The sequence below is a fragment of the Arthrobacter sp. NPDC056493 genome (assembly GCF_042795115.1).
Classification (GTDB): Bacteria; Actinomycetota; Actinomycetes; order Actinomycetales; family Micrococcaceae; genus Arthrobacter.
In genome coordinates this window covers 1-21,674 of the sequence record NZ_JBHTSL010000081.1, presented here as the reverse complement: position 1 = coordinate 21,674, position 21,674 = coordinate 1, and the positions used below count along the sequence as shown (strand labels likewise).

At 62.4% G+C, this 21,674-nt stretch carries 20 protein-coding genes; 13 read left to right on the top strand and 7 right to left on the bottom strand.

What is annotated here, in order from left to right; translation table 11 throughout:
* Positions 1–191: 191 nt before the first annotated feature.
* From ACFQ50_RS22675 to ACFQ50_RS22650, 6 genes are all read right to left on the bottom strand, one after another.
* Positions 192–698 carry a DeoR/GlpR family DNA-binding transcription regulator gene (locus ACFQ50_RS22675; protein WP_377997860.1) on the bottom strand — a complete coding sequence of 169 codons (507 nt, stop codon included), beginning with the start codon at positions 696–698 and terminating at the stop codon, positions 192–194.
* 793 nt (positions 699–1,491) lie between these two features.
* A complete protein-coding gene (locus ACFQ50_RS22670; protein WP_377997859.1) occupies positions 1,492–2,283 on the bottom strand; it encodes an SDR family NAD(P)-dependent oxidoreductase in 792 nt (263 codons plus the stop codon).
* 211 nt (positions 2,284–2,494) lie between these two features.
* Entirely contained in the window at positions 2,495–3,307 is an 813-nt protein-coding gene (locus tag ACFQ50_RS22665) for a sugar phosphate isomerase/epimerase family protein (RefSeq protein ID WP_377997861.1), read from the bottom strand.
* A 162-nt stretch (positions 3,308–3,469) separates the two neighbouring features.
* Positions 3,470–4,888 (bottom strand): MFS transporter, encoded by a 1,419-nt coding sequence (locus ACFQ50_RS22660; RefSeq protein WP_377997858.1) that lies wholly within the window; start codon positions 4,886–4,888, stop codon positions 3,470–3,472.
* Between the two features lie 341 nt (positions 4,889–5,229).
* Positions 5,230–5,778 carry an AAA family ATPase gene (locus tag ACFQ50_RS22655; RefSeq protein WP_377997857.1) on the bottom strand — a complete coding sequence of 183 codons (549 nt, stop codon included), beginning with the start codon at positions 5,776–5,778 and terminating at the stop codon, positions 5,230–5,232.
* Positions 5,775–6,422, bottom strand: coding sequence for a bifunctional 4-hydroxy-2-oxoglutarate aldolase/2-dehydro-3-deoxy-phosphogluconate aldolase (locus ACFQ50_RS22650; protein WP_377997856.1), 648 nt, complete (start codon positions 6,420–6,422; stop codon positions 5,775–5,777). Before ACFQ50_RS22650 ends, ACFQ50_RS22655 begins: the two co-directional genes overlap by 4 nt.
* Positions 6,423–6,598: 176 nt before the next feature.
* Here ACFQ50_RS22650 and ACFQ50_RS22645 point away from each other — a divergent pair, with 176 nt between their 5' ends.
* From ACFQ50_RS22645 to ACFQ50_RS22620, 6 genes are all read left to right on the top strand, one after another.
* Positions 6,599–7,588: a Gfo/Idh/MocA family protein gene (locus ACFQ50_RS22645; RefSeq protein WP_377997855.1), complete on the top strand. Its 990-nt coding sequence runs from the start codon at positions 6,599–6,601 to the stop codon at positions 7,586–7,588.
* Positions 7,569–8,564, top strand: a complete 996-nt coding sequence (locus ACFQ50_RS22640) for a LacI family DNA-binding transcriptional regulator (RefSeq protein WP_377997854.1) — start codon at positions 7,569–7,571, stop codon at positions 8,562–8,564. The genes ACFQ50_RS22645 and ACFQ50_RS22640 overlap by 20 nt, the downstream gene beginning before the upstream one ends.
* Entirely contained in the window at positions 8,561–9,136 is a 576-nt protein-coding gene (locus tag ACFQ50_RS22635; RefSeq protein WP_377997853.1) for a VOC family protein, read from the top strand. Before ACFQ50_RS22640 ends, ACFQ50_RS22635 begins: the two co-directional genes overlap by 4 nt.
* Positions 9,133–10,035, top strand: coding sequence for a sugar phosphate isomerase/epimerase family protein (locus ACFQ50_RS22630; RefSeq protein ID WP_377997852.1), 903 nt, complete (start codon positions 9,133–9,135; stop codon positions 10,033–10,035). Before ACFQ50_RS22635 ends, ACFQ50_RS22630 begins: the two co-directional genes overlap by 4 nt.
* The gene (locus ACFQ50_RS22625; RefSeq protein ID WP_377997851.1) at positions 10,032–11,027 is read left to right on the top strand and encodes a Gfo/Idh/MocA family protein; all 996 of its coding nucleotides are present in this window, start codon (positions 10,032–10,034) and stop codon (positions 11,025–11,027) included. The genes ACFQ50_RS22630 and ACFQ50_RS22625 overlap by 4 nt, the downstream gene beginning before the upstream one ends.
* Before the next feature lie 192 nt (positions 11,028–11,219).
* Positions 11,220–11,969 carry an SDR family NAD(P)-dependent oxidoreductase gene (locus tag ACFQ50_RS22620; protein WP_377997850.1) on the top strand — a complete coding sequence of 250 codons (750 nt, stop codon included), beginning with the start codon at positions 11,220–11,222 and terminating at the stop codon, positions 11,967–11,969.
* A gap of 397 nt (positions 11,970–12,366) precedes the next feature.
* On the opposite strand, the gene ACFQ50_RS22615 is transcribed toward ACFQ50_RS22620, so the two are convergent.
* Entirely contained in the window at positions 12,367–13,521 is a 1,155-nt protein-coding gene (locus ACFQ50_RS22615) for a LacI family DNA-binding transcriptional regulator (RefSeq protein ID WP_377997849.1), read from the bottom strand.
* Positions 13,522–14,236: 715 nt separating this feature from the next.
* Between ACFQ50_RS22615 and ACFQ50_RS22610 the strand changes: the two genes are divergently transcribed.
* The 7 genes from ACFQ50_RS22610 to ACFQ50_RS22580 all read left to right on the top strand — a co-directional run bounded on the left by ACFQ50_RS22610 (position 14,237) and on the right by ACFQ50_RS22580 (position 21,563).
* Positions 14,237–15,397 carry a substrate-binding domain-containing protein gene (locus tag ACFQ50_RS22610; RefSeq protein ID WP_377997848.1) on the top strand — a complete coding sequence of 387 codons (1,161 nt, stop codon included), beginning with the start codon at positions 14,237–14,239 and terminating at the stop codon, positions 15,395–15,397.
* A gap of 52 nt (positions 15,398–15,449) precedes the next feature.
* Positions 15,450–16,958: a sugar ABC transporter ATP-binding protein gene (locus ACFQ50_RS22605; protein WP_377997847.1), complete on the top strand. Its 1,509-nt coding sequence runs from the start codon at positions 15,450–15,452 to the stop codon at positions 16,956–16,958.
* Between the two features lie 3 nt (positions 16,959–16,961).
* Positions 16,962–17,948, top strand: a complete 987-nt coding sequence (locus tag ACFQ50_RS22600; RefSeq protein WP_377997846.1) for an ABC transporter permease — start codon at positions 16,962–16,964, stop codon at positions 17,946–17,948.
* 7 nt (positions 17,949–17,955) lie between these two features.
* A complete protein-coding gene (locus ACFQ50_RS22595) occupies positions 17,956–19,110 on the top strand; it encodes a Gfo/Idh/MocA family protein (RefSeq protein WP_377997845.1) in 1,155 nt (384 codons plus the stop codon).
* Positions 19,107–19,922 carry a sugar phosphate isomerase/epimerase family protein gene (locus tag ACFQ50_RS22590; RefSeq protein ID WP_377997844.1) on the top strand — a complete coding sequence of 272 codons (816 nt, stop codon included), beginning with the start codon at positions 19,107–19,109 and terminating at the stop codon, positions 19,920–19,922. The genes ACFQ50_RS22595 and ACFQ50_RS22590 overlap by 4 nt, the downstream gene beginning before the upstream one ends.
* Positions 19,923–19,992: 70 nt before the next feature.
* Positions 19,993–21,165, top strand: coding sequence for a Gfo/Idh/MocA family protein (locus ACFQ50_RS22585; protein WP_377997843.1), 1,173 nt, complete (start codon positions 19,993–19,995; stop codon positions 21,163–21,165).
* A gap of 74 nt (positions 21,166–21,239) precedes the next feature.
* On the top strand, positions 21,240–21,563 hold the full coding sequence (locus ACFQ50_RS22580) for a putative quinol monooxygenase (protein ID WP_377997842.1): 324 nt from the start codon (positions 21,240–21,242) through the stop codon (positions 21,561–21,563).
* Positions 21,564–21,674: the final 111 nt, after the last annotated feature.

Here is a 21,674-nt window from a genome sequence, read left to right as displayed (position 1 = left end):
AGTTCCTCATCCACCGCATCAATCGCAGCGGCCGTCACATCCGTCACGGAGCTCTCCTTTTTCCTCAGGAGTTACACCGACAAATTTACAGTCCCGGCCAGGACGTTCCTAATGCCACGTAATAGGTAACGGAGCGGGGTGTCAGGCTGGGGTGTGCCCTATGTCGATAACCTCTTTTCGTAGGGTCCTGCCTACGAAAAGCTGCGCTGCCCAAAGCGGGCGGCATGGACGGCAACACCGAGATCGCGGATGTTCTCCTGCATTTCCTGGGGGAGCTGTTCGTCAGTGACGACCGCGTCTAGTTTCTCGATTGCGGCGACCTGGAATTTCGAGACCGTTCCAAACTTTGTGCTGTCTGCCAGAAGGAAGCAGGAGGTGGAGGCTTGGAGGGCGGCGAGTTTGATTTCCACCTTGTCCATCGAGGGGGTTGTGACCCCTCGGTCCATGTTCCAGGTTCCGGTGCTTAGAAAGAACAAGTCGATGTTGACGCCTTTGATTGCGTCGGCCGCGATGCGTCCCTCGCTGGAACCGCTGGATGGGTTTACGGTGCCGCCGGTGTGAATGACCTGGATGTGGGGGTGGGTGAAGAGGCTGGTCACCACGTAGAAGTTGTTGGTGACGACCGTGAGATTCTTGCGTGCGCCGAGGTGGGCTACCACCGACTGGCAGGTGGTGCCGGCGTCCAGGAAGAGCACCATGTCGTCCTCGATGGCCCGGGCAGCCAGTTGGGCAATGGCCTGCTTGGGGGGGCAATTGGAGGTGGGCCCTGAACTCCCGCTCCCTGGGAAGGGCCTGGCCTGTCCATTCCGCCAGACGGACTCCGCCCTGTACCGAGACGACTTGTCCCGAATTTTCCAAGGCAGCGACATCGCGGCGGACGGTCATGTGGGAAACGTTCATGTGGTCGGTGAGGCTGCGGATGCTGAGCGCACCTTCTCGCCCGCAGGAGCCGCAGAATTTCCTGTTGGCGCTGCTCCGGGATAAGCGGTCTGGCTGTTTGATTCACGTCGGCCTCCTTTTTGTGGCACACTCTCCTACCCGAGGGCTGCTTTCGGTCTTTCCGACCCGTCGGCCGCGGCAACAACTCCTCAACCGACGACAGCTGAGCACCGGAGAGCAACTGAAAACGCGACACGCCCTAGGACTCTCGCCCGGAACACCCCCCGCATTATCAGATGCGCTCTGCGTTCATGGCGGGGCTGGGCCACCGCCGCGGCGCTAGCGAGGGGATGCGGCCGTCGGGGTAAATCGGGCGGGGCCTACGCACCGTCGGCCTTCCACGGCGGTGCGGCGACGGGCACTCACATCGTCGAGTCGGCCCGACGGCGGGACAGCCGAACGGCAACCGCTCCACCCCCAGGCGCGATGGTGCCCGCCCGTCACGGCGGCCAGGTAGAATGCCTGGCCCCCGGGGAGAGCGCTGCCGTGGCGGGGTTGCCGCTATTCCCCGGGGAGAGGGTTACACTCCGCGGTACCGATACAGATCGGGCTTCAGGATTTGGAGCTGGGTCGGCCAGGGATATGGCTAAGAATGGACTTAGAGAAGCCACCGTCGACACAGATGTCTTGGCCGGTGACATAACCCGATAGCGGGCTTACAAGAAATTCGATGACGTTGGCTATGTCCGTGGGCTCTCCAATTCGTGCCAGCGGGATGATGTCTTCCCTGGCCTTCTTGATTTGGGGATCGGCATACATTTTTTCGGTCATCCGTGTGTGAGTCATGCCCGGGGAAACCACATTCACACGGATACTGTCAGGTGCCCATTCCAACGCGAGTGTTTGGGCCAGCATCGTCAATGCTGCCTTGCTGGGGCTGTAAGCGCCTGATCCGGCATGAGGTAACTGGCCAGACATGGAAGAGGTAAAACAGGCGGCGCCGTGGCTCTGCTTCAAGTGCGGGTAGCTTGCTTTGGCAAGAAGCCACGAGCCGCGGAGGTTGACGGAAAACATGTTGTCCCAGTCGTCAAGGGACACGTCACAGATGGCACCGGGGTTAGCGATTCCGGCGTTTGCTACCAAGGCGTCCAAGCCGCCGAATTCAGCTACCGCAGCCTCTACGAGTTGAGCTGGCACGTCGGGGTCACCGAGGTCGCCCGCGAGTCCGATGGCGGTACCGCCCATTGACTGGATTGAACGAACTACTTGTTCTTGGCTGCTGTTCGCTTCGTGCCCAGCCACGGCAATCATCGGGTGAGCGCCCCGGGCCAGGGCCGCCTCTGCGATTCTCAGGCAGGTAGACGCGCCTATGCCGCTGCTTCCGCCACTGACCAGTGCCCTCATTGCACACACTCCTTTTAACAGGGATTCTCTTGCGTTAACAGGGATTCTCTTGCGTTAACAGGGATTCTCTTGCGAATTATTGTTGACTACCAGATTTTGACAGGGAGCAAGAGATGGCAAACTCCGGTCGCTTGGCAGTTCGATTCGCAACGAAACCGATTCTATTCTTAACAAACCACGGCGAATGCACCACGATCTGACATGCTGAAGGTTAGCTTTCTAGTTCCCAGCCATGATTTTTGAGATCCTGCATCGCCTTCTTGAATTCCTGCACGGGGTTGTCTTCGCGGATGATTTCAAGAACTACGTTATTGACGCCGCAGGTTTCGTTGACGGCCTTGCCCAATCCATTCCAGTCGATCACTCCAGTGCCGATCGGATCATGGCCCCAGGTCTCCGTGCCCGTATCAGAAATATGCACTAGCCCGATGGATTCGTGGTAGGACAGCAAACTGCTTACGGGATCTTCTCCGATGTAGGCGGCGTTGGCGACGTCGTACACGATCTTGACTGCTTCGTCGTTGATAGTGCTTACGACCCCTGCCAGGTCCTCCATCGTAGGGGTAAAGCAGTAGGGAGTGTTTTCGAAGAGTAGTCGCGTGCCGGCCTGTTTTGCCAGCGGAATGAGTTTCTCCAGGCTCTCGTACATCCACCCATAGACTTTTTCAAGTGACGGCGAGATCATTGGACGCCTCGTGCCGGGGGATATCACAACTTCGCGGACATCCCAGGCTGCGGCCAGGTCGATCAGCGATTTAATGTGCTCAACGCTTTTGCGACGCATATTGGCGGCGGGACTGGCCAGATTGATGTCGTAGCCACCGGCGTTCAGCGACCTGATTTTAGCGCCGTATTCATTCAGTCTTGCATGAGTTGCCGAACGCTCAGAGCTGGATATTTCATCCGGCCAGCAATGGGGCGAGCTGACCGGAACTTCAAAAACTTTATAGCCGTTGTCGACCAATTCAGCTATCGCATCAATGGCCGTAGATGACCATAAATAGGAAAATGTGTTAATGATCATTTGGTTCACTTGAAGGCATCCTTCTGTTCTTCGCCTGTGTTTTTAGCGCATGAGGATTCGGAGGGAATTGCAAGCGCGAGCCGGGCGGCTCGAAGGAACCCGGGAAGTCATGCTCCCTTCTTGTCCCGTCGAGCCGCCACGGCTTACTTGGTACCGGAGTGCCTACCGCGAATGATTAGCCCCGTCAGTGGCGGGCGAAGTACTCGAGACCAGGTGTTCGCCTTCAAGTACCTCGGGGTCGGCAAGCGCCACCGTGGCACGGTCACCGCGGTTGCCGGTCTCCGGCAGGGTGAAGTAGACAACGAGGCAGACGGCAACAATGGCGATCATGTAGACCGCGACGAGCATCGGCTGTCCGGCGCCGACGAATGCGGCGGCGATCAGCGGCGCGGTGCCACCGAAGACGGCGATCACGAGCTGGTGCGCGAAGCCGATCCCCGATACCCGTACCGCAGCCGGGAACAGTTCGGCCTGGATGGTCGGGTAAATGGACTGCCAGATACCGAGAACGACCCACCCGGACGCCGATACCAGAACGTACACGCCGAAGCCTGGCTGGTTCAGCAGCAGGAGCAGGGGGTAGAAGAGCACGATCATGCCGATGGCGCCGATGATGGGGAAGATTTTGCGTCGGCCGAGTCGATCAGAGAGCGCGCCGCAGACCGGAACGATGACCACAAGCAGGGCCAGTCCGATAACGCTGCCGGCCAGGGTGGAGGCCAGGTCCCGGCCGGTGGTCAGTTTGGCGTAGGTGGGGAGGAAAGTGGCCCAAGTGTAGTAGGCCACGGCCGGGGCAGAGAGCGCTGCTGCCTGGAGCAGCGCCTTCGGGTGTTCGCGAAGCAGGTCCATCAGGCGTGCCGGCGCGGACTTTTGGTCAACGAGGGCAGTTGCCTCAAACTCAGGGGTCTCTTCTGCCCGGGCCCTCAGGATAAGGCCGACGACGCCGAGGATGCCCCCCGCGATGAACGGGATGCGCCAGCCCCAGGCGGCAAGGTCCGCTGGAGTGAAGGATGACGTCACCAGTGCCGCGGCGCCGGTGGCGGCGAGGGTCGCGAAGCCACTTGCCATGTTGGAGAACGAACCGAACAGGCCCCTGCGGTTCGCGGGAGCATGTTCGACCATGAATGCGATGGCGCTCTGCGCCTCACTGCCAGCCGAGATTCCCTGGAGGATGCGTGCAACCAGGAAGAGAACCGGTGCCGCGTAGCCGATCGTCGCAAATGACGGCGTCAGGCCGATGATCAGAGCACCGAGCGCCATGCCGGAGATGGACAGGGTCAGGATGAGCCGCCGGCCGAAGCGGTCGGCCAGCGGGGAAATGATGATTCCGCTGAGCGGGCGTACAACAAACCCGACCGCGTAGGTGAGCAGTGCCGCGATAAGGGAGGCGAACGGGGAATCGCTTGGGAAAATCTGTCCCGAGAACACGGCTGCGAGCAGCCCATAGATGTACCAGTCGTACCACTCCACGAAGTGGCCGATCGTGCCCGCCACCATATTGACGGTGCGGCGAGGGTGCTCAGGCACTTCGGGAAGGCCCGAAGGGTCTGGACTGCCGACGGCTTCTTTTGAGGTCTTCATTGAACTCTCCATATTTTCACGTTTGCTGGGGAGGGGTATTGGAATGTTCGGGACAACCGAAACGACGTGGTGGGCGGCCCCCTTGGCCGCCCTTGTCTGACTTGAAGGCATTGCTGTCGGCAAGCTTCCGGGCGGCTGATGCGGCTCTGGCGTTTATGAGATCGGTTGCAGTGATTACATTGCTGAGATCGGTTGCTGAGATCGGTTGCAAGCAACGATACGGAGGCTAGTCGGCTCTGTCAATGGTCATTTTCGATTCAATGAACAAGGTCCAAAGCTTTCGCCAACACGTCACGAGAGGACGAGCCGGGGCCGATCCGACACGGGCCTGACCTAAAGAGCTAACCCTGAATGGGCAGGGGCTTTTCATTGTTGAGATCAAGGAAACCGACTCCGGACCAGGTGCAGTCCAGGCTGCCGTACGATGCCCAGTACTCGTCCCAGTGCGCGAGTTTCCACCGGTCCCTTTCCAGGCCCCGCTGAATGAGCCGCCCCCGGAGAATATCCTCGGGGACGTGTACCCGCACCACGGTAGTCTCGGACAGGGGCCAGAGGAATTCTTCCGCGGCGCGCGTCAGGTAGTCCGGTATGGCGAAGTAAGCACCGAAGGGGGCATCGAGCACCACGGACCGTCCCAGCCGCAGGTTCACTCCGGCGACATCCATGAGCGTCTGGTACTCCAGCGGCAGCAGATTGTCCCGATAGAAGGCGTTGGCTTCCCGGTCGGTGGGGTCGTGTCCGGCCGACTTCAAAGCAAACTCGACGAGGCGGCCGCAGACCCGGTCCTTGTCCAGATATGCAGCTCCGTGCTCTTTTGCTGTTTGCTGGGCAATGGTCGTCTTTCCGGAGCCCGCAGGGCCGATGACGATAAAGACTTTCGGGGCTGTCATTGGCGAGCCTCTGCCACTGCTGAGAGGAACTCCCTGGCGGCCTCGGTGACGCGGGAGAAGTCGCCGTCCGGCTGCCATGCCTTGGTCACGTAGCTGCCGACGCCGACACCTGCCACGCCGGCGGCGAACCATTCGCCGACGTTCTCTACGGTTACGCCGCCTGCCGGCATGATCGGCAGGTGTGCGAGCGGGGCGAGGACTGACCTGGCGTAGGGGATGCCGCCGGCTTCGGTGGGGAAGAGCTTGAGGATGTCAGCGCCTGCCTCTGCCGTGTTAACGAGTTCAGTGGGTGTGTAGGCGCCGCTGATGGTGGGTATCTGGTAGCGGTTGGCTGTCCGGATCATTGCCGGGTTCAGCTGCGGACTGACGAGGAAGTCGGCGCCGGCGCGAATGCATTCGTAGGCTGAGTGCTCGTCCAGGACCGTTCCGGCTCCGACCGCAACGCCGTCGGACCCGTGCTTGGCGGAGAGTTGGCGGATTACGTCCACGGCGCCCGGGATCGAGAGCGTGATTTCCAGTGCGCGGAAACCTCCGGCGATCGCCGCTTCCGCCACGCGTTCTGCGACGTCAGCGTTCTCGAGGCGGACGATGAGGACGGCGCCGGATTCGTCGATGGTCTGCAGGGTGCGAAGTTTTTTGTACATTGCTGGCCTTTCTTCTGGCCCGGGCGGGTTCCCTATTCCGGAACAGCCCTGAGCCACTCTTGAAGTGTCGTTGACAAACTCTCCCACCATCCATAGGGTTATTGCAACCGATCTCAGCAATCGATCTCATGCTGAGCAAAACAATCGAACTCCTACTTAGCAAAGGGGCTGGCAGGGTGAGTAAAACTCGCACGATCATCCTTGGTGCTTCACACTGGCACGTCCCGCTCTGTACGCGGGCGATCGGCGAAGAACACCAGGTCGTCGGCATCGGTGACGAGGACGTGTCGCTCGTCCAGGGACTCGCGACGGCGTGGGACGCTCCGGTGGAGGCTGACTGGCGGCGCCTGGTGGATCTGCCGGATCTCGGGCTCGCCTATGTCTTCGGCCCGCACAGTGGCATGGCGGAAAAGTGTCTTGCGCTGATCGAGCGCGGCATTCCGTTCGTGGTGGAGAAGCCGCTGGGAACGACCCTGGCGGAACTTGTCCAGGTGCGGAAGGCCGCGGAGGCGGCCGGTGTGCCCGCGACGGTTCCGCTCGTTCAGCGGGGCGGTCCCGTCGACCGGTGGCTGGCCAAGGCCGGCCGGCCGACGTACCAGAGGATGTCCTTCATCGCCGGGCCGCCCTCGCGTTACCTGGATAACGGCAATCCCTGGATGGTTGACCCTGCTGCTGCAGGGGGCGGGTGCCTGGCCAACCTGGGACCGCATTTCGTTGACCTGTTCCTGCAGGCTTGTGACGAGTCAGCGGCGAGTGTCGACTCGCGGCTCTCGTCGGCCCTGCACGGCGGGGCCGTTGAGGACCATGCCAGCCTCATCATCACCACCCCGAGCGGGCGCGAAGCCATCGTAGAGGTCGGGTACGCCTTTCCGGGTTCGCCGTTAAAGCGGTACTGCAGCTACTCGTCGGCGGGTGCGGCGGGATTCGCCGCCGTCAACTCGGACGGTTCGGCCACGTTCACCGCGTTGGACGGGACAACTGAGTCCGCCGTGATCGAGGTCGACAGCGACCCCCTCTACGATCCGTTCGTGCGCCGTGTCGCGCAGACGCTGGAAGATGGATTCCGGGGGCTGCCGACACTGAACCAGCTCGAAGATGTGATGCGCCCGATTTGGCAGGCATACGACGACCACGGAGGAAAAGAAAATGGCCGACCTCAGTATTGACGTTGTCGCGAAGGCGGCCGGTGTCCACCGCTCAACGGTGTCCCGGGCATTCTCCCGGCCGGAAGCGGTGAAAAGCGAGACCCGCGAACACATCCTCCGCGTCGCCGAAGGGCTCGGATACACGATGAGCCCGCTTGCCCAGGCTCTGCGCAGAAAGACCAGCACCTTCGTCCCGCTGATCGTCCCTGACATCACCAACCCGTTCTTTGCAGAACTTGCCAAGACGATGACGCAGGCCGCGGACGAGCGCGGCTACCAGCTGCTGCTGTGCGTCACGAACGGAGACCCTGCCAAGACCGACGGGTATTTCACCGCTATGCAGGCCATGTACGCGCCCTTCGGGATCGTCGCGCCCTCCACGAAAGTCGACACCGAGGCCCTGAAACGCTTCGATTTCGGCCACAAGGTGGTGGTGATCGACCGTGTGGAAGGCGACGCCTCGGTTCCCACGGTCACCGTCGACAGCCGCCGCGGAATCATGCTGGCTCTGGAACACCTGCGTTCCTTGGGGCACACCTCGACCGGTTACGTCTCCGGCATCGCCGGCACGCACACCGCCCAGGACCGGATGGACGCCTACCTGGAGCTGTCAGCCGAAGGCAACGGCACGCCGCTGGTGCTCGACAGCGGCTCCGATCCGGACGCGGGAGCGCGCGCGGCCAAACACTACCTGGAGATGGAGAATCCACCGACGGCGATTATCGCCGCCAATGACATGGTCGCCTTCGCGGTCATCTCGGCTCTGGGTCAAAGCGGCATCCGCGTGCCGGAGGACGTATCGGTCATGGGCTTTGACGGGCTGGCCCTGGGTGCCCGGTTCAACCCGGCCCTGACCACGGTGCGGCAGCCGATCGCCGACATGGGAAACATCGCCATCGAACTGGCGGAAAAGCAGAACCTGAACGGCTCGGTGGACCACGTCGTTCTGGAACCCGAACTTTTGGTGCGCGCCTCCACCTCAGGACCGCGCAAATGACCGCGGCCAATGAAGGACCCCTGCGGCGGCTGCCCGGGCTGCGGCACACCGACCACGTCGGCCTGACAGTTCCGAACCTCGAGGACGCCATCAGGTTCTTCGTTGAAGTGCTCGGCGCCGAGGAGCTGTACCGCTCCGACCGCGGACCCGACGCAGAGTTCATGCCCACGAACTTCGACGTTCCTGCCGATGCCCGGCTCACCCTGGCCATGCTCCGCCTGCCCCCAAACCTGAACATCGAGCTGTTCGAATGGAGCAGCGCTGAGCGGCGGGACACCGCGCCGCGGCATTGCGACGCCGGCGGGCACCACCTGTGCTTCGTCGTGGACGACGTCGACGAAGCGATCGCGGTGCTGCAGGAAACCCCCGGAGTGCGGGTGCTCGGGGAGCGCAAGGAAGTCGCCGGCGACAGCCCGCGCGTGGCCGGCAACCGTTGGACCTATTTCGTCACCCCTTGGGGGTTGCTGATGGAAATCGTCGACCGGTCCCGCGTCGCATCCCCACCTCGGCTCGTCGGTCCAGCGGACTGGACGGCCACCCAAGACACTTCCCGGAAGGACATTCAACAATGAGGCTTGCAGGTCACACACTCGGTACACCGGACCATACGGTCCCCCAGGCACTGAAGCTTTTTCGGGCCGCGGGGCTAGATGCCGCCGAAGTCATCTACCAGGACGGGTACACCTCGGGCCTGCCGCAGGGGGACCGGCGCGCCGCGATGGAGGCACTGAAGGCGGCAGAGGGCGAGGGTCTGCCGATCATTGGCCTCACGCCCTACACCACGGCCATCAACTCGCTGGACGAGAGTGAGTGGCGCGGGGGAGTCGAAGAGTTCCGTGGCGCGATTGAGACCGCGCATCTGCTCGGCGCCGACCGGGTGCGTGTGTACGCCGGCTCCTGGCACCCGGGCGATCCAGATCATGACCGGCGATGGGCGAAACTGCGGGAGGCCCTGCAGGCCCTGGCACCCGAGGCCGAACAGGCCGGCGTGCGTCTGTGCGTGGAAAACCACTTCGGCACCATGACCCAGACCGCGGCAGAAACCGCCGCACTCGTCCGCGAAATTGCCCACCCGGCCGTTCGTGTCCTCTACGACCAGGCCAACCTCACCTTCACCCACGACGAATCGTTCGAACAGGCCTTTGCCGTCCAGGGCGACCTCATCGGTCACGTCCACGCGAAAGACCTCGTCTTCACCGACCCCTCGGCGGCCTTCCGCGCCACGGAAACAGCCCGCGTCAACGCGTCCGAGCGCGCCGTACGGTCGAGGGTGATCGGCACCGGCGTCCTTCCCTGGCCCCAGATCCTCGCGGCCCTGCTGCGCCACGGCTACGATGACCTGCTGAGCATCGAGTACGAATACCGCTGGCACCCGCAAGACCTCCCCACCCCCGAGGACGGATTCCGGGAATCCGCCACCGCACTGCGCGCCATGCTCACAGAAATCGCAGAAATGGAGAACGCCCGATGACCGGCCAGCGCCTTCGCGTCGGCGTCATCGGCGCCGGCAACATCGCCACCATCGCCCAACTGCCCACACTCGTCCAGCGCGATGACGTCGAGCTGGCAGCCCTGGTATCGCGCCGCGAAGACCCGGGAAACCTGGTCCGGCGCTGGGGTTTCGGCGCCGCCTACCGCTCAGTCGAGGACATGCTGGACGTCCAGGACCTGGACGCCGTTTTCGTCCTCACCCCCCGGTCCGAACACGCCCACGCCGTCCAGCTGTGCCTTAACAACGGCGTCGACGTGTTCTGCGAAAAACCCCTGGCCCCCGCCACGGAAGAAGCCGAGCGTCTGGCCGACCTTGCCGACGAACGCGGCCGCATCCTGATGGTCGACTTCAACCGCCGCTACGCGCCCGTCTACACCGCCGGCCGTGAGCTGTTCGGCGCGAAAGGCGCTACCTTCTGCGTCGCGCAAAAGAACCGCCCCGGATCGGAATACCGCGCAACGTTCGAGAACGCCATTCACATGGTTGACCTGCTCCGGTGGTACTGCGGTGGCGAACCCGTGGACGTGGCCGCCCACGCAGCCGGTAACGATCCCTGGGAAGAAGACGGCACCGCCGCCATGATCCGTTTCAGCACCGGAAACACCGGGGTACTGATGGCTGCCAGGACAGCAGGTGCCTGGAACGAGAAACTCGACGCTTACGGCGACGGCAAAACCGTAGAAGTGCGCGCACCCGAAACAGTGTCGACCACCGTCAGGGGAGTCACCACATCACGCGAACTCAGCGCCGAGGCCTACGGCTGGGCAACAGCGACCGACACACTCGGATTCTCCGCCGCCGTCCACCACTTCCTGGACCGGGTCGCTGACCGGGCACAGCCGCTCACCTCCGGCCGCGAAGCTGTTCATACCCAGCGGTTGCTCGACCGGATCCTCGCCGCCTCCGGACTGCCCACCGAAGAACAAGAAGGCCGGCAATGGGCAAGCCACGCCACCAGCGGCAACAGCTAAACAGCACCGGCAGGCACTCCACCCTGGGCCGGGGATGGCAGACAACCCAGGCCTCAACAGCACGCTCCACAGGCCGCTGAATCGACCGCGCCCCGCAGCGCGGCCAAACCCACCTCACGTAAGGACTAGAAAGATGAAACGAGCAGCCCACAAGCCAACCACAGGGCAGCAACAGATCAGCGGAGTCATCAGATGAGCCTTAAAGACCAGGTCGTTCTGGTAACCGGATCAAGCGGTGGCATCGGCAATGCAGCCGTTGAAGCACTCACAGCCGAAGGGGCCCTCGTCATCGGTGCCGACCGCGCGCCGAAGGAGGACCAGGAGCTGGCCGGCTTCTTCCCCCTCGACATCACCTCCGAAGAACAATGCGCCACCGTCGTCCGTGACACCACCGCGAAGTACGGGCGCATCGACGCCCTCGTCCACGCAGCCGGGGTCCTGGGCCCCACGCCGGACATCATGAAAACAACGACCGAAGAATTCGACACCATCATGCGGATCAACGGCTCGGGCACGTTCACCATGGTCCGGGAAACCGCACAATCAATGCTTGGGACCGGAACTCGAGGTGCCATCGTGATCCTCTCCTCCGTGGCAGCCAAAGAAGCACGCCTCAACTACCTGCCCTACAACGCCAGCAAACTCGCCGTGCTCCACATCATGTGGTCCTTCGCCGAGCTGCTCGGCCCCAACGGCATATCGGTCAACGCCATCGCACCAGGCCCAGTAAACACTCCCATGTGGGCACAATTCGCAAAAGACTCGGGACCGGACGCAGCCGCGAACAGGGCCAAGCGCGCCGCGCAGCTGCCCATGCGCCGGTTCGCCGAACCCGACGAAGTCGCCCGCGCCATCCTTTTCCTAGCAGACCCGGACAACCGCTACATCACCGGCGTGTCCCTCGATGTAGCAGGTGGCGCACACCTCGGTATCGGGACCTGAGCAGCGAGGCTGGGTCGCAGGCCGGTCCATAGCTGTGCACCACGACGGTGTCCCCGTCGCAGGCGAAACGCAGCAGCTCAGTGACGTCAGGTTGGGGTGTACCTCAACCTTATGTTTTGATCGGCTGCTACGGGGGTTAGTCACGCAAGCAGTGGGTGGCCAGAAATGTCGGTGACGACAGCTACGCGTTCTCGCGTTCTGCGTTTCGAAAGGCCCTGATCATCTCCGTTAAGGGGATGCCCCCTCGGAGATGATCACATCCTCCCGTGGCTTCAATCAAAGCTGACGCAGAAAATTATGGCGTTGGCGATATCACCGGTGGTCGCAGATATTCGGTTATCTCGTCCCCGGTATCAAGGGGAATGCCTTGGTCGCCACTGGCGGTCTGCACCTCGGACTACTTCAGTTGCGGGTCGCGCTCCAGTGTGACGGCGACAACAGGACTGCGTCTGCAATTTTGGTTGGGGGGAGTATCAGGCGTTTTTGGCGAATTGCTGGGATGGGATGTGGCGCGGGTGGAACTGTCCCGAACAACAAGGGTTGGTGCGATCTGCGTGGGGTCCACTTCCCGCCCTTCAATGGCGCCGATAAGCACTTCTGTGATCATGAGTGCCAGTGCGGTGAAGTCCTGGCGCACAGTAGTCAGGGGAGGCAGGAAATAATCCGACCCTTCGATGTCGTCGAATCCGACGATGCTGACATCGTCCGGGACGCGGACGCCTTTTTCGGCGAAGGCCCGGATTAGCCCAAGGGCGGTATTGTCGCTCGCGGCGAAGATCGCCTGTGGGATTCTTTCTTCGCGAATGAGCTGGAGACCGGTTTCGTAGGCCCATCGTGGACTCCAGTCGCCCTCCAAGCACAGGCCTGGTTCGAGGCCAGCCTCGCGTAGAGCGGCCTCCCAGCCGCGCTTGCGTACCCGTCCATCGAACCAGTCCATGGAGCCGGCGAAGTGAGCGATGTCGGTGTGGCCCAGGTCTATGAGGTGTTCGGTGGCGAGCCTCGCTCCGAGCTCCTGATTTTCTGAGTACGTGAAGACGTTTGGAGTCGATGATGCTCCGGCTGCGATCATCTCCACTGGTACACGGCATCTGGCGCTCCAGACCGCCGCCGCCATGTCGACGAGAGGAGCGATGACGATGATCCCCCCGACGCCGGTGTCGTCGAGGCTGTCGAGGGCGGCCTGCACGGAATCTTCGTAGGGTTTTTCGACACTGATGACGGTTGTGGCGTAGCCCTTCTTCCGCGCAACGTTCTCGAGTGCCATGAGCGTCCCTACCGGGCCGAACCGGGGGGAGCCGTCGGACAGTATGCCTATGGAGGTCGACCGGCTGGTGACCAGTGCTGTGGCTGCGCGGTTACGGCGGTAGCCGATGTCCTTGATGATTTGGAGAACTCGTTCGCGTGTTGACGCGCTGACATCCGGCGCGTCGTTGAGGACCCTCGAGACCGTCCCGAACGAGACGCCGGCAACTTGAGCAACGTCGTTGATGGTCGGCTTCCGGCGCAAAGGAGCGTCCGCTACCCGATCGATAGCGTCGCGGCGAATGGTCATGCCTGTCGTGCTCTCCTGTCTTCCATTCTGCGGTCCGAGCCGAGGTGGGGTGCTGTGCGGCCCTGACCAGAGCTGTAGCCGATGTGATGCTTGACACCCAACTCCGTGAACGTTTACGATCTCTAGCGTAAACGTTCACGGTGATTCCGTAAACGTTCACGGACAAGATACTTCAATGGAGAGGAGAGCGGGATTAGCGCCACTACCGACGCACTTTTACACGCTCCGGGCGTTGGCCGTCGAAACATCGACCGCGCCCAGTGGGCGAATCTGCGACTGCTCCTGGTGGACGCAGCACGCGATGATCTCGCAGTCGCTCTCCGCACCTTCGTTTCGGCCGGTTCCTCGGCTGTCATCGGCGTCTTCGACGACAACATCCTGTGGACACGCTTGGTCGTTTCTGTCGACCAAGCCGGGGCTCCCGAGTCGCTGTCGACCGTCGACGGCTCGGGCACTGCGGCGACCGGCGACATGACAAAGGCTGCCGGGGAAGCGGTGAGGTGGGTTCAAGCCCTGGACGGTGCTCCCTGGGGCCCTTCGTGGACAAAAAGCATGCGGAGGCCCTCGTGAGGGCATCAGACAAGGCTGGTGCTGTCCGTAAAGCCTCCGCCGCCGGTGGACTTGTCCTGTCACCGGCGCCCGCTTCCCTCGCCATTGCCGTGGCCTGACCACCCCCATCCATCAACCACCTATCCCTCAACAGCACTGGAGAACAATGATGATCCGCAGGCTTCCCCTTGTGGCGTTGGCCGCAGCACTGTCAATTTCCGTCGCTTCCTGCAGCAGCTCGACCTCGGCCAGCTCAAACGCTCCTGATACCGGCGTATCCGAGAAAGCCCAGCAGGCCCTTGACAAGATCAAGGGACAGGTCCTGAGCAAGGGCCCCAATGGCGAGGCGCCCTCTCCGGCATCAGTAGCAGAGCTCACGCCCGAAGAGATTGCCAAGATCCAGGCTCTCAATGCCAAGGCTGCAATCGTGATGCACTACGGCGGCAACGACTGGGCCACCGCGCAGACCAACGGCCTTAAGAGCGAATTCGAAAAGCTAGGCGTCAAAGTCATCGCAACAACGGACGCAAACTTTAAGCCCGACAAGCAAGTATCGGACATCGAGACTGTGATGACGCAGAACCCGAACATCATTGTTTCCATCCCCACTGACCCCGTGGCCACGGCCTCGGCCTACAAAAAGGCAGCAGCCGCCGGAGCGAAGCTCGTCTTCATGGACAACATTCCGCAAGGGCTGACTGCCGGCAAGGACTACGTTTCCGTCGTTTCCGCCGACAACTACGGCAACGGTGTCGTCGCCGCGCACCAGATGGCCAAGGCCATCGGCGGCAAGGGCAAGATCGGACTTATCTTCCACCAGGCCGACTTCTTCGTGACCAAGCAGCGCTACCAGGGCTTCAAGGAAACGATGACCAAGGACTACCCGAATGTCCAGATGGTCGAGGAAAAAGGCATCGCAGGCCCTGATTTCGCCGGAGACGCCCAGGCAGCTGCCAACGCCATGCTGAGCAAGTACGCCGACCTCAACGGAATCTGGGCAGTGTGGGACGTCCCCGCAGAAGGTGTCATGGCCGCAGCCCGCGCCGCGGGCCGCCAGGACCTCAAGATCGCCACCGAGGACCTCGGTAAAAACGTTGCCATTGCCCTGGCCAAAGACCAGCTCGTCGTGGGGCTCGGCGCGCAGGTTCCTTTCGACCAGGGAGTCACGGAGGCCCGGCTGGCCGCAGGCGCACTGATCGGCAAGAAAGCACCGGCTTATGTGGCCTTGAGTGCCGTCCCGGTCGACCACTCCAACGTCCTGGAAGCCTGGAAGCAGGTCTACCACGAGGACGCTCCGAAGGACATTCAAGAGTCCTACAAGAAGTAGCCAGACCCGACAGTGCGGGTACCCAACCCCGCACCGTCCCGAAAGGGCAACAATGAACACCGCAGACAATGTCGTCGAGATGCGCTCGATTTCCAAGGGCTTCAACGGCGTTTCAGTTCTGAAGGATGTCAGCTTCGACGTCCGGAAGGGCGAGGTCCACGCCCTCGCAGGAGGCAACGGGGCCGGGAAGTCCACGCTCATGAAGATCCTGCAGGGCGTCTATCAGGCCGACGCCGGCGAGATCGTCATTGGCGGCAGACCGGCGACCATCAACTCGATTCAGGACGCGAAGGCTGCCGGCATCGGGATGGTCTTCCAGGAATTCAGCCTCGTACCGAGCCTGACTGTCGCCCAGAACATCTTTCTTGCCGCTGAGCCGCTCGGCGCGGGCGGGCTCATCGACGACCGCGCCTCGGTGCGGCGGGCCAAGGAAGTCTTCGCCGAGATGGAGGTGGACGTCGACCCCCAGGCCGAGGTCTCCCGGCTCGGCACGGCCTACTGGCAGCTGACCGAGATCGCCAAGGCGCTCTCGCAGAACGCCCAGGTGCTGATCATGGACGAACCCACAGCAAGCCTTGCCCGTCACGAGTCCGAAGCGCTCTTCGAACTGATTGACCGGCTCAAGCAGCGTGGTATCTCGATCATCTACATCTCTCACCGCATGGATGAGGTCTACCGGCTCGCCGACCGGATCACGATCCTCCGGGATGGCCGCAGACTCCTCACCGAGCCGCTAAGTGCTGTGACACCGGAACAGATCGTGGAGGGCATTGTCGGCAAGAAGATCGAGGGCCAGCTTGCCTACCGCGAGCGGGACCACGTCGCTCACGAGGGAGCACCCCTGCTGGAGGTCCGCGGGCTGAATGCCGGGCCACGGGTAAAGGACGTCTCCTTCTCGCTCCGCCCAGGGGAGATTCTGGGCCTGGCCGGTCTCATGGGCAGCGGCCGCACCGAACTCGCCCGGGCACTTTTCGGAATCGACCGTCGCGACAGCGGAGACATCCTCATCCGCGGGGAGAAAACCAACCTGACCTCGCCCCAGCAGGCTATTGACGCCGGCGTCGCCCTCATCCCCGAGGACCGGCGGGCTCAAGGCCTGGTCCTGGACCACTCCGTCCGCGACAACCTGCTGCTGCCCCTGCTTGGCCAGATTCGGCGGGGACCGTTCCTTGATTCCATGAAGGGCAAGGATCTGTCCTCGTCTCTCATCAAGAAGTTCGCGGTCAAGGTCGCCCACCCCAACCGCCCGGTTCGGCTGCTTTCGGGCGGAAACCAGCAGAAGGTGGTGATCGCTAAGTGGCTGGGCACCGACCCGGACATCCTGATCCTGGACGAACCTACCGCCGGCGTAGACATCGGCACCAAGAGCGAGATCCTGGACATGATCCGCGAACTCGCCAGCGCCGGCAAAGCCGTCATCGTCATCTCCTCCGAATACCCCGAACTCCTCGCGGTCAGCGACCGCGTCCTCGTCCTCAAGGACGGCTCCGTCATCCGTGACATCCCCCGCAGCGACATCGCTGACGAGGAATATCTTCAACTTGCAGTCCAGGGAGTCTGAACAGTGAGCAAGGCAAACACCATTCCCGCCCGCGACACCGCGGCACACCGCAGTTTCGGAACGATCCTGAAAGAGCTCGACTGGCGCCGCTACGTCATCTACATCGGCTTCGTCGTCGTCTTCCTCTTCTTCGCCGTCCTGCTGCGCGACCAAGGCTTCATGTCCCCACAAAACCTGCTGAACATTTTCCGGCAGACCGCTACCATCACCGTCATTGCGGTGGGCATGACTTACGTTATCTCCTGCGCTGAAATCGACCTGAGCGTCGGATCCGTAGCCGGCCTGTCCAGCGTCTGCACAGCCATGGCGTTGTCGCAGTGGGGCCTGATCCCCGGAATCCTCGCCGGCCTTGCCGTCGGACTCGTGGTCGGCTCCATCAACGGCGCACTGGTCAGTCTCCTCGGTATCCCTTCCTTCCTCGTGACGCTGGGCATGCTGGGTATCGCTGTGGGCGTCGCCCAGTGGATCACCGCCTCGGCCCCGCAGCCAATCCTTAACGACACGTTCAACATGATGTTCGGGTCCGGCGACTTCGGTCCCGTTCCGGGTCTGGTTGTCTGGAGCGCCATCTTCGTTGCCGTCGGCGCCGTCGTGCTGAACCGCACGAAGTTCGGCCGCCAGGTACTCGCAACGGGCGGCAACCGCAACGCTGCCGAGTTCACCGGCATCAACACCAAGCGCATCAAGTTCCAGGTGCTTCTCATCTCGGGCATGGTCGCGAGCGTGGCCGGCATGCTGTATGCAGGGCGCCTCCAGTCCGGCCGGTTCCAGTGGGGATCGGGCGACGAGCTCTCCGCCATCGCCGCTGTCATCCTCGGCGGGACAAGCCTCTTCGGCGGATTCGGCTCCATCATGGGAACTCTCTTCGGTGCCCTCCTGATTGGCCTGATCAACAACGGCCTGATCCTGGCCGGACTGGACAGCAGCCAGCAGCAGGTGGTCCGTGGCGCCATCATCATCCTGGCCGTCGCCCTGGCCCGAAAGAAGTAAGAACCACATGACCCTCAAACTACGGTCCGGAATCATCGGCACAGGATTCATGGGCTCAGTCCATGCCCACGCGGTGCGCGCAGCAGGCGGCGAGGTCAGTGCAGTCGCCGGAAGCAGCCAAGCTTCGGCCGAAGCAGCAGCAGCCGGGCTCGGTGCCCGAACCGCAGCCGAGTCCCCAGAAGCACTGATCGCACGCGACGATGTGGACGTCGTCCACATCTGCACCCCTAACGCCACTCACGCCGACCTCGCACGCAAGGCCATCGCGTCAGGCAAAGCCGTCATTTGCGAAAAGCCCCTCGCCACCAGTGTTAAGGACGCCAGCGATCTCACCCGCCTCGCCGAGCAGGCAGGCGTCGTCGCGGCCGTGCCCTTCGTCTACCGGTTCTATCCAGCCGTCCGCGAGGCACGAGACCGAATCCGCAGCGGCGAGGCGGGCCGCCTCTGGCTCCTGCACGGTTCCTACCTGCAGGATTGGCTGGTGGGCGCGGAAGCCACAAACTGGAGGGTTGATTCAAAGCTCGGAGGAGCCTCCAGGGCTTTCGGCGACATCGGAGTGCACTGGTGCGATCTGATGGAGTTCACCACCGGACACCGAATCACCAGGCTGGTGGCGAAGACCACCCGGGCCTATGAGCAGCGCGAAACCGGCGGAACCCTGTCCTCGGTGGCCACCGAGGACGGGGCCACGCTCCTGTTCGAGACCGATAAGGGAGCCACCGGGTCGCTGGTGGTCAGCCAGGTCAGCCCGGGGAGAAAGAACCGACTGTGGTTCTCCTTCGACGGAACCGAAGCGTCATTCAGCTTCAACCAGGAACGGCCGGACACCCTTCACGTGGGAAGTACAGGTTCCAGTTCCGAAATAGCTGTCGGTCCCCAGACCCTCAGCACGCCCGGCGGCCGGCGGTACGCGAAACTTCCACCGGGGCATCCCCAGGGATACCAGGACAGCTTCAACTCCTTCGTCACCGACGTATACGCAGCCGTTCAGGGGCAGAAACCCGAAGGCCTGCCCACATTCCGGGACGGCCTGCGCGCAGCACTCCTGACGGATGCACTCGTCACCTCCGCTGCACAACAGACGTGGGTAGACGTTCCCGGCACTGACACCCCATTCGAATTACTCAGATCCCCCTCAGCATCTGAAAGGCAGAAACAATGAAACTTGGTTACTGTTCCATCACCTGGGGCGGCGTCGTCGGCCACCCGCAAGGCGTGACGAGCGTCAAGGACCTCTTTTACATGACCCACGGCTCCATGAGGGACGCCGTCAAGGACATCGCATCTGTCGGCTATCAAGGTGTTGAAATGTTTGACGGCAACCTTGCCGAGTACGCAGAAAAGCCCGAGGAACTCAAAGATATCCTGAGCAGTTCAGGAGTCGCCCTGACAAGCGTGTACACCGGGGCAAACTTCATCTACGCCGACATCCTCCCGGACGAAATGCACCGCATCCACCGTGCCGCCGAACTGGCAGCGAGCTTCGGAGCGGAACGGCTCGTAGTGGGCGGTGGAGCACGGCGCGCGGCCGGAACCGCCGACGAGGACTACCAACGCCTCGGTGAGGCGCTGGACAGCGTAGCGGACATCGCAGAAAGCTTCGGCCTGTCGGCAAGCTACCACCCACACCTGAGCACCATCGTCGAAAGCCCGGAGGAGCTGGACCGGCTCACGCCGCTCACCCGAATCGGCTTCTGCCCGGACACGGCACACCTTGCAGCGGGCGGCGCAGACCCGGCCGCAGTCATCCGGAAGTACCGCGACAGGATCCAGCACGTCCACCTCAAGGACTTCCAGAAGGACCCCTTTAATTTCCTGCCCCTGGGACAGGGAGAACTTGACTTCCCGGACATCATCGCCGCGATCCGCGAAAGCGGATACGACAGCTGGCTCATGGTCGAACTCGACAACTACGACGGTGATCCGCGAGCCGCAGCAGAACTTAGCAAGAAATACCTCGAAAAGCTCCTTTAACTGATTTTTCAACCGCGAGGGACAGCCACAGCCGGCGTGTCCCGAGCTTTCCGGAAGGAACAAGATTCACATGCAAAACCTCAACGTCGGTCTCATCGGCGGCGGCTTCATGGGCAAGGCCCACTCCCTGGCCTACGCCGCCATGCCCATGTTCTTCTGGCCCGCCCCGGCCCTCCCCGTACGCCATACCATCGCCGAAGCCAACCCGGAACTCGCCGCCGAAGCGGCCCGCCGCTTCGGGTTCGAGAACTCCACCGCTGACTGGCGCAGCATCATTGACGATCCAGACATCCACGTCGTAGACATCGCCACACCCAACCATCTCCACGCCGAAATTGCCATCGCCGCGGCCGAAGCAGGCAAGCACATCATCTGCGAAAAGCCCTTGGCCCGTACCGGCGAGGAGTCCAAGGCCATGTACGACGCTGTCAAAGACAAGAACATCGTTCACATGGTCGCCTTCAACTACCGGCGCACCCCCGCAGTCGCGCTGGCAAAGAAATACATCGAGGAAGGCGCCATCGGACAAATCCTCAGCTTCCGCGGCACCTACCTCCAGGACTGGAGCGCCGACCCGAACTCCCCGCTGTCCTGGCGCTTCCAAAAAAACATCGCAGGCTCCGGCGCCCTCGGCGACATCGCCACACACGTCATCGACATGGCCCGATACCTCGTCGGCGAGTTCAGCGCCGTCAACGCAGTTCTCTCCACCTGGATTCCCGAACGGCCGCTGCAGGCGGGCGGAGCCGATGCACTCGGCACCGTACGGGGTGGGGAAGGCCCCAAGGGCCAGGTCGATGTCGATGACGAAGTCATGACCATGATCCGCTTCGCCAACGGCGCCGTAGGATCCGTTGAAGCGACCCGCAACGCCCACGGCAGGAACAACTACATCACCTTCGAAATCCACGGAACCGAAGGCAGCATCGTCTTCAACTATGAACGCCGCGACGAACTGCAGGTAGCCTTCGCCTCCGACCAAGCCGACCGCCGCGGATTCCGCACCGTCTACACCGGACCGGCCCACCCCTACGGTGAAGGGCTCTGGCCCATTCCCGCGCTCGGCATCGGTTACGGCGAAACGAAGATCATCGAAGCCTACGACTTCTTCAAAGCCATTGCAGAAGGCGGCAGCGTAAGCCCCAACTTCGCCGACGGCTACCAGGTCGCCCTCATCGACGACGCGATCGTCGAATCCGCCGCGAAAGAGTCATGGGTCGAGGTCCCGCAGATCAACAGTTGATCTGACTAACGCGGGAGGGAGGGCCTTGAGCCGTCCCTCCCGCACATTGCACAAGACCATCCAAGGACGGATAGATGCCCAACACCCTCCCAGCCCCGCAGGACGCAGCAGAAGTCTGGCTCATGCCGGTCTTCATCGCCAAAGCAGGACACGAAGCCGACCTTCAAGAAGCCCTCCACTCTCTGCAGACGTTAAGCCGAAAAGATCCAGGATGCCTGGAGTACACCGTTTTCTCTGACGGGCAGCGACCCGGAACCTTCGTCCTCCTCGAAGGCTGGGCTCGTAACGAGGACCTCGAAGCCCATAACGAAGAAGACCACGTAAAGGCGTTTGTGAACGGAGTGGACCGGCTATTGGCAGTACCTTTCTCCGTGACTCCCCTTGCGCCTCTCACATGATGCATACCGCCGCCAGCGAAGGAGCCTGACCATGTCCCGCCCGTACACCCTGTTCACCGGCCAGTGGGCCGACCTGCCCTTCGAGGAAGTCGCCCGCCTCGCCTCCGGCTG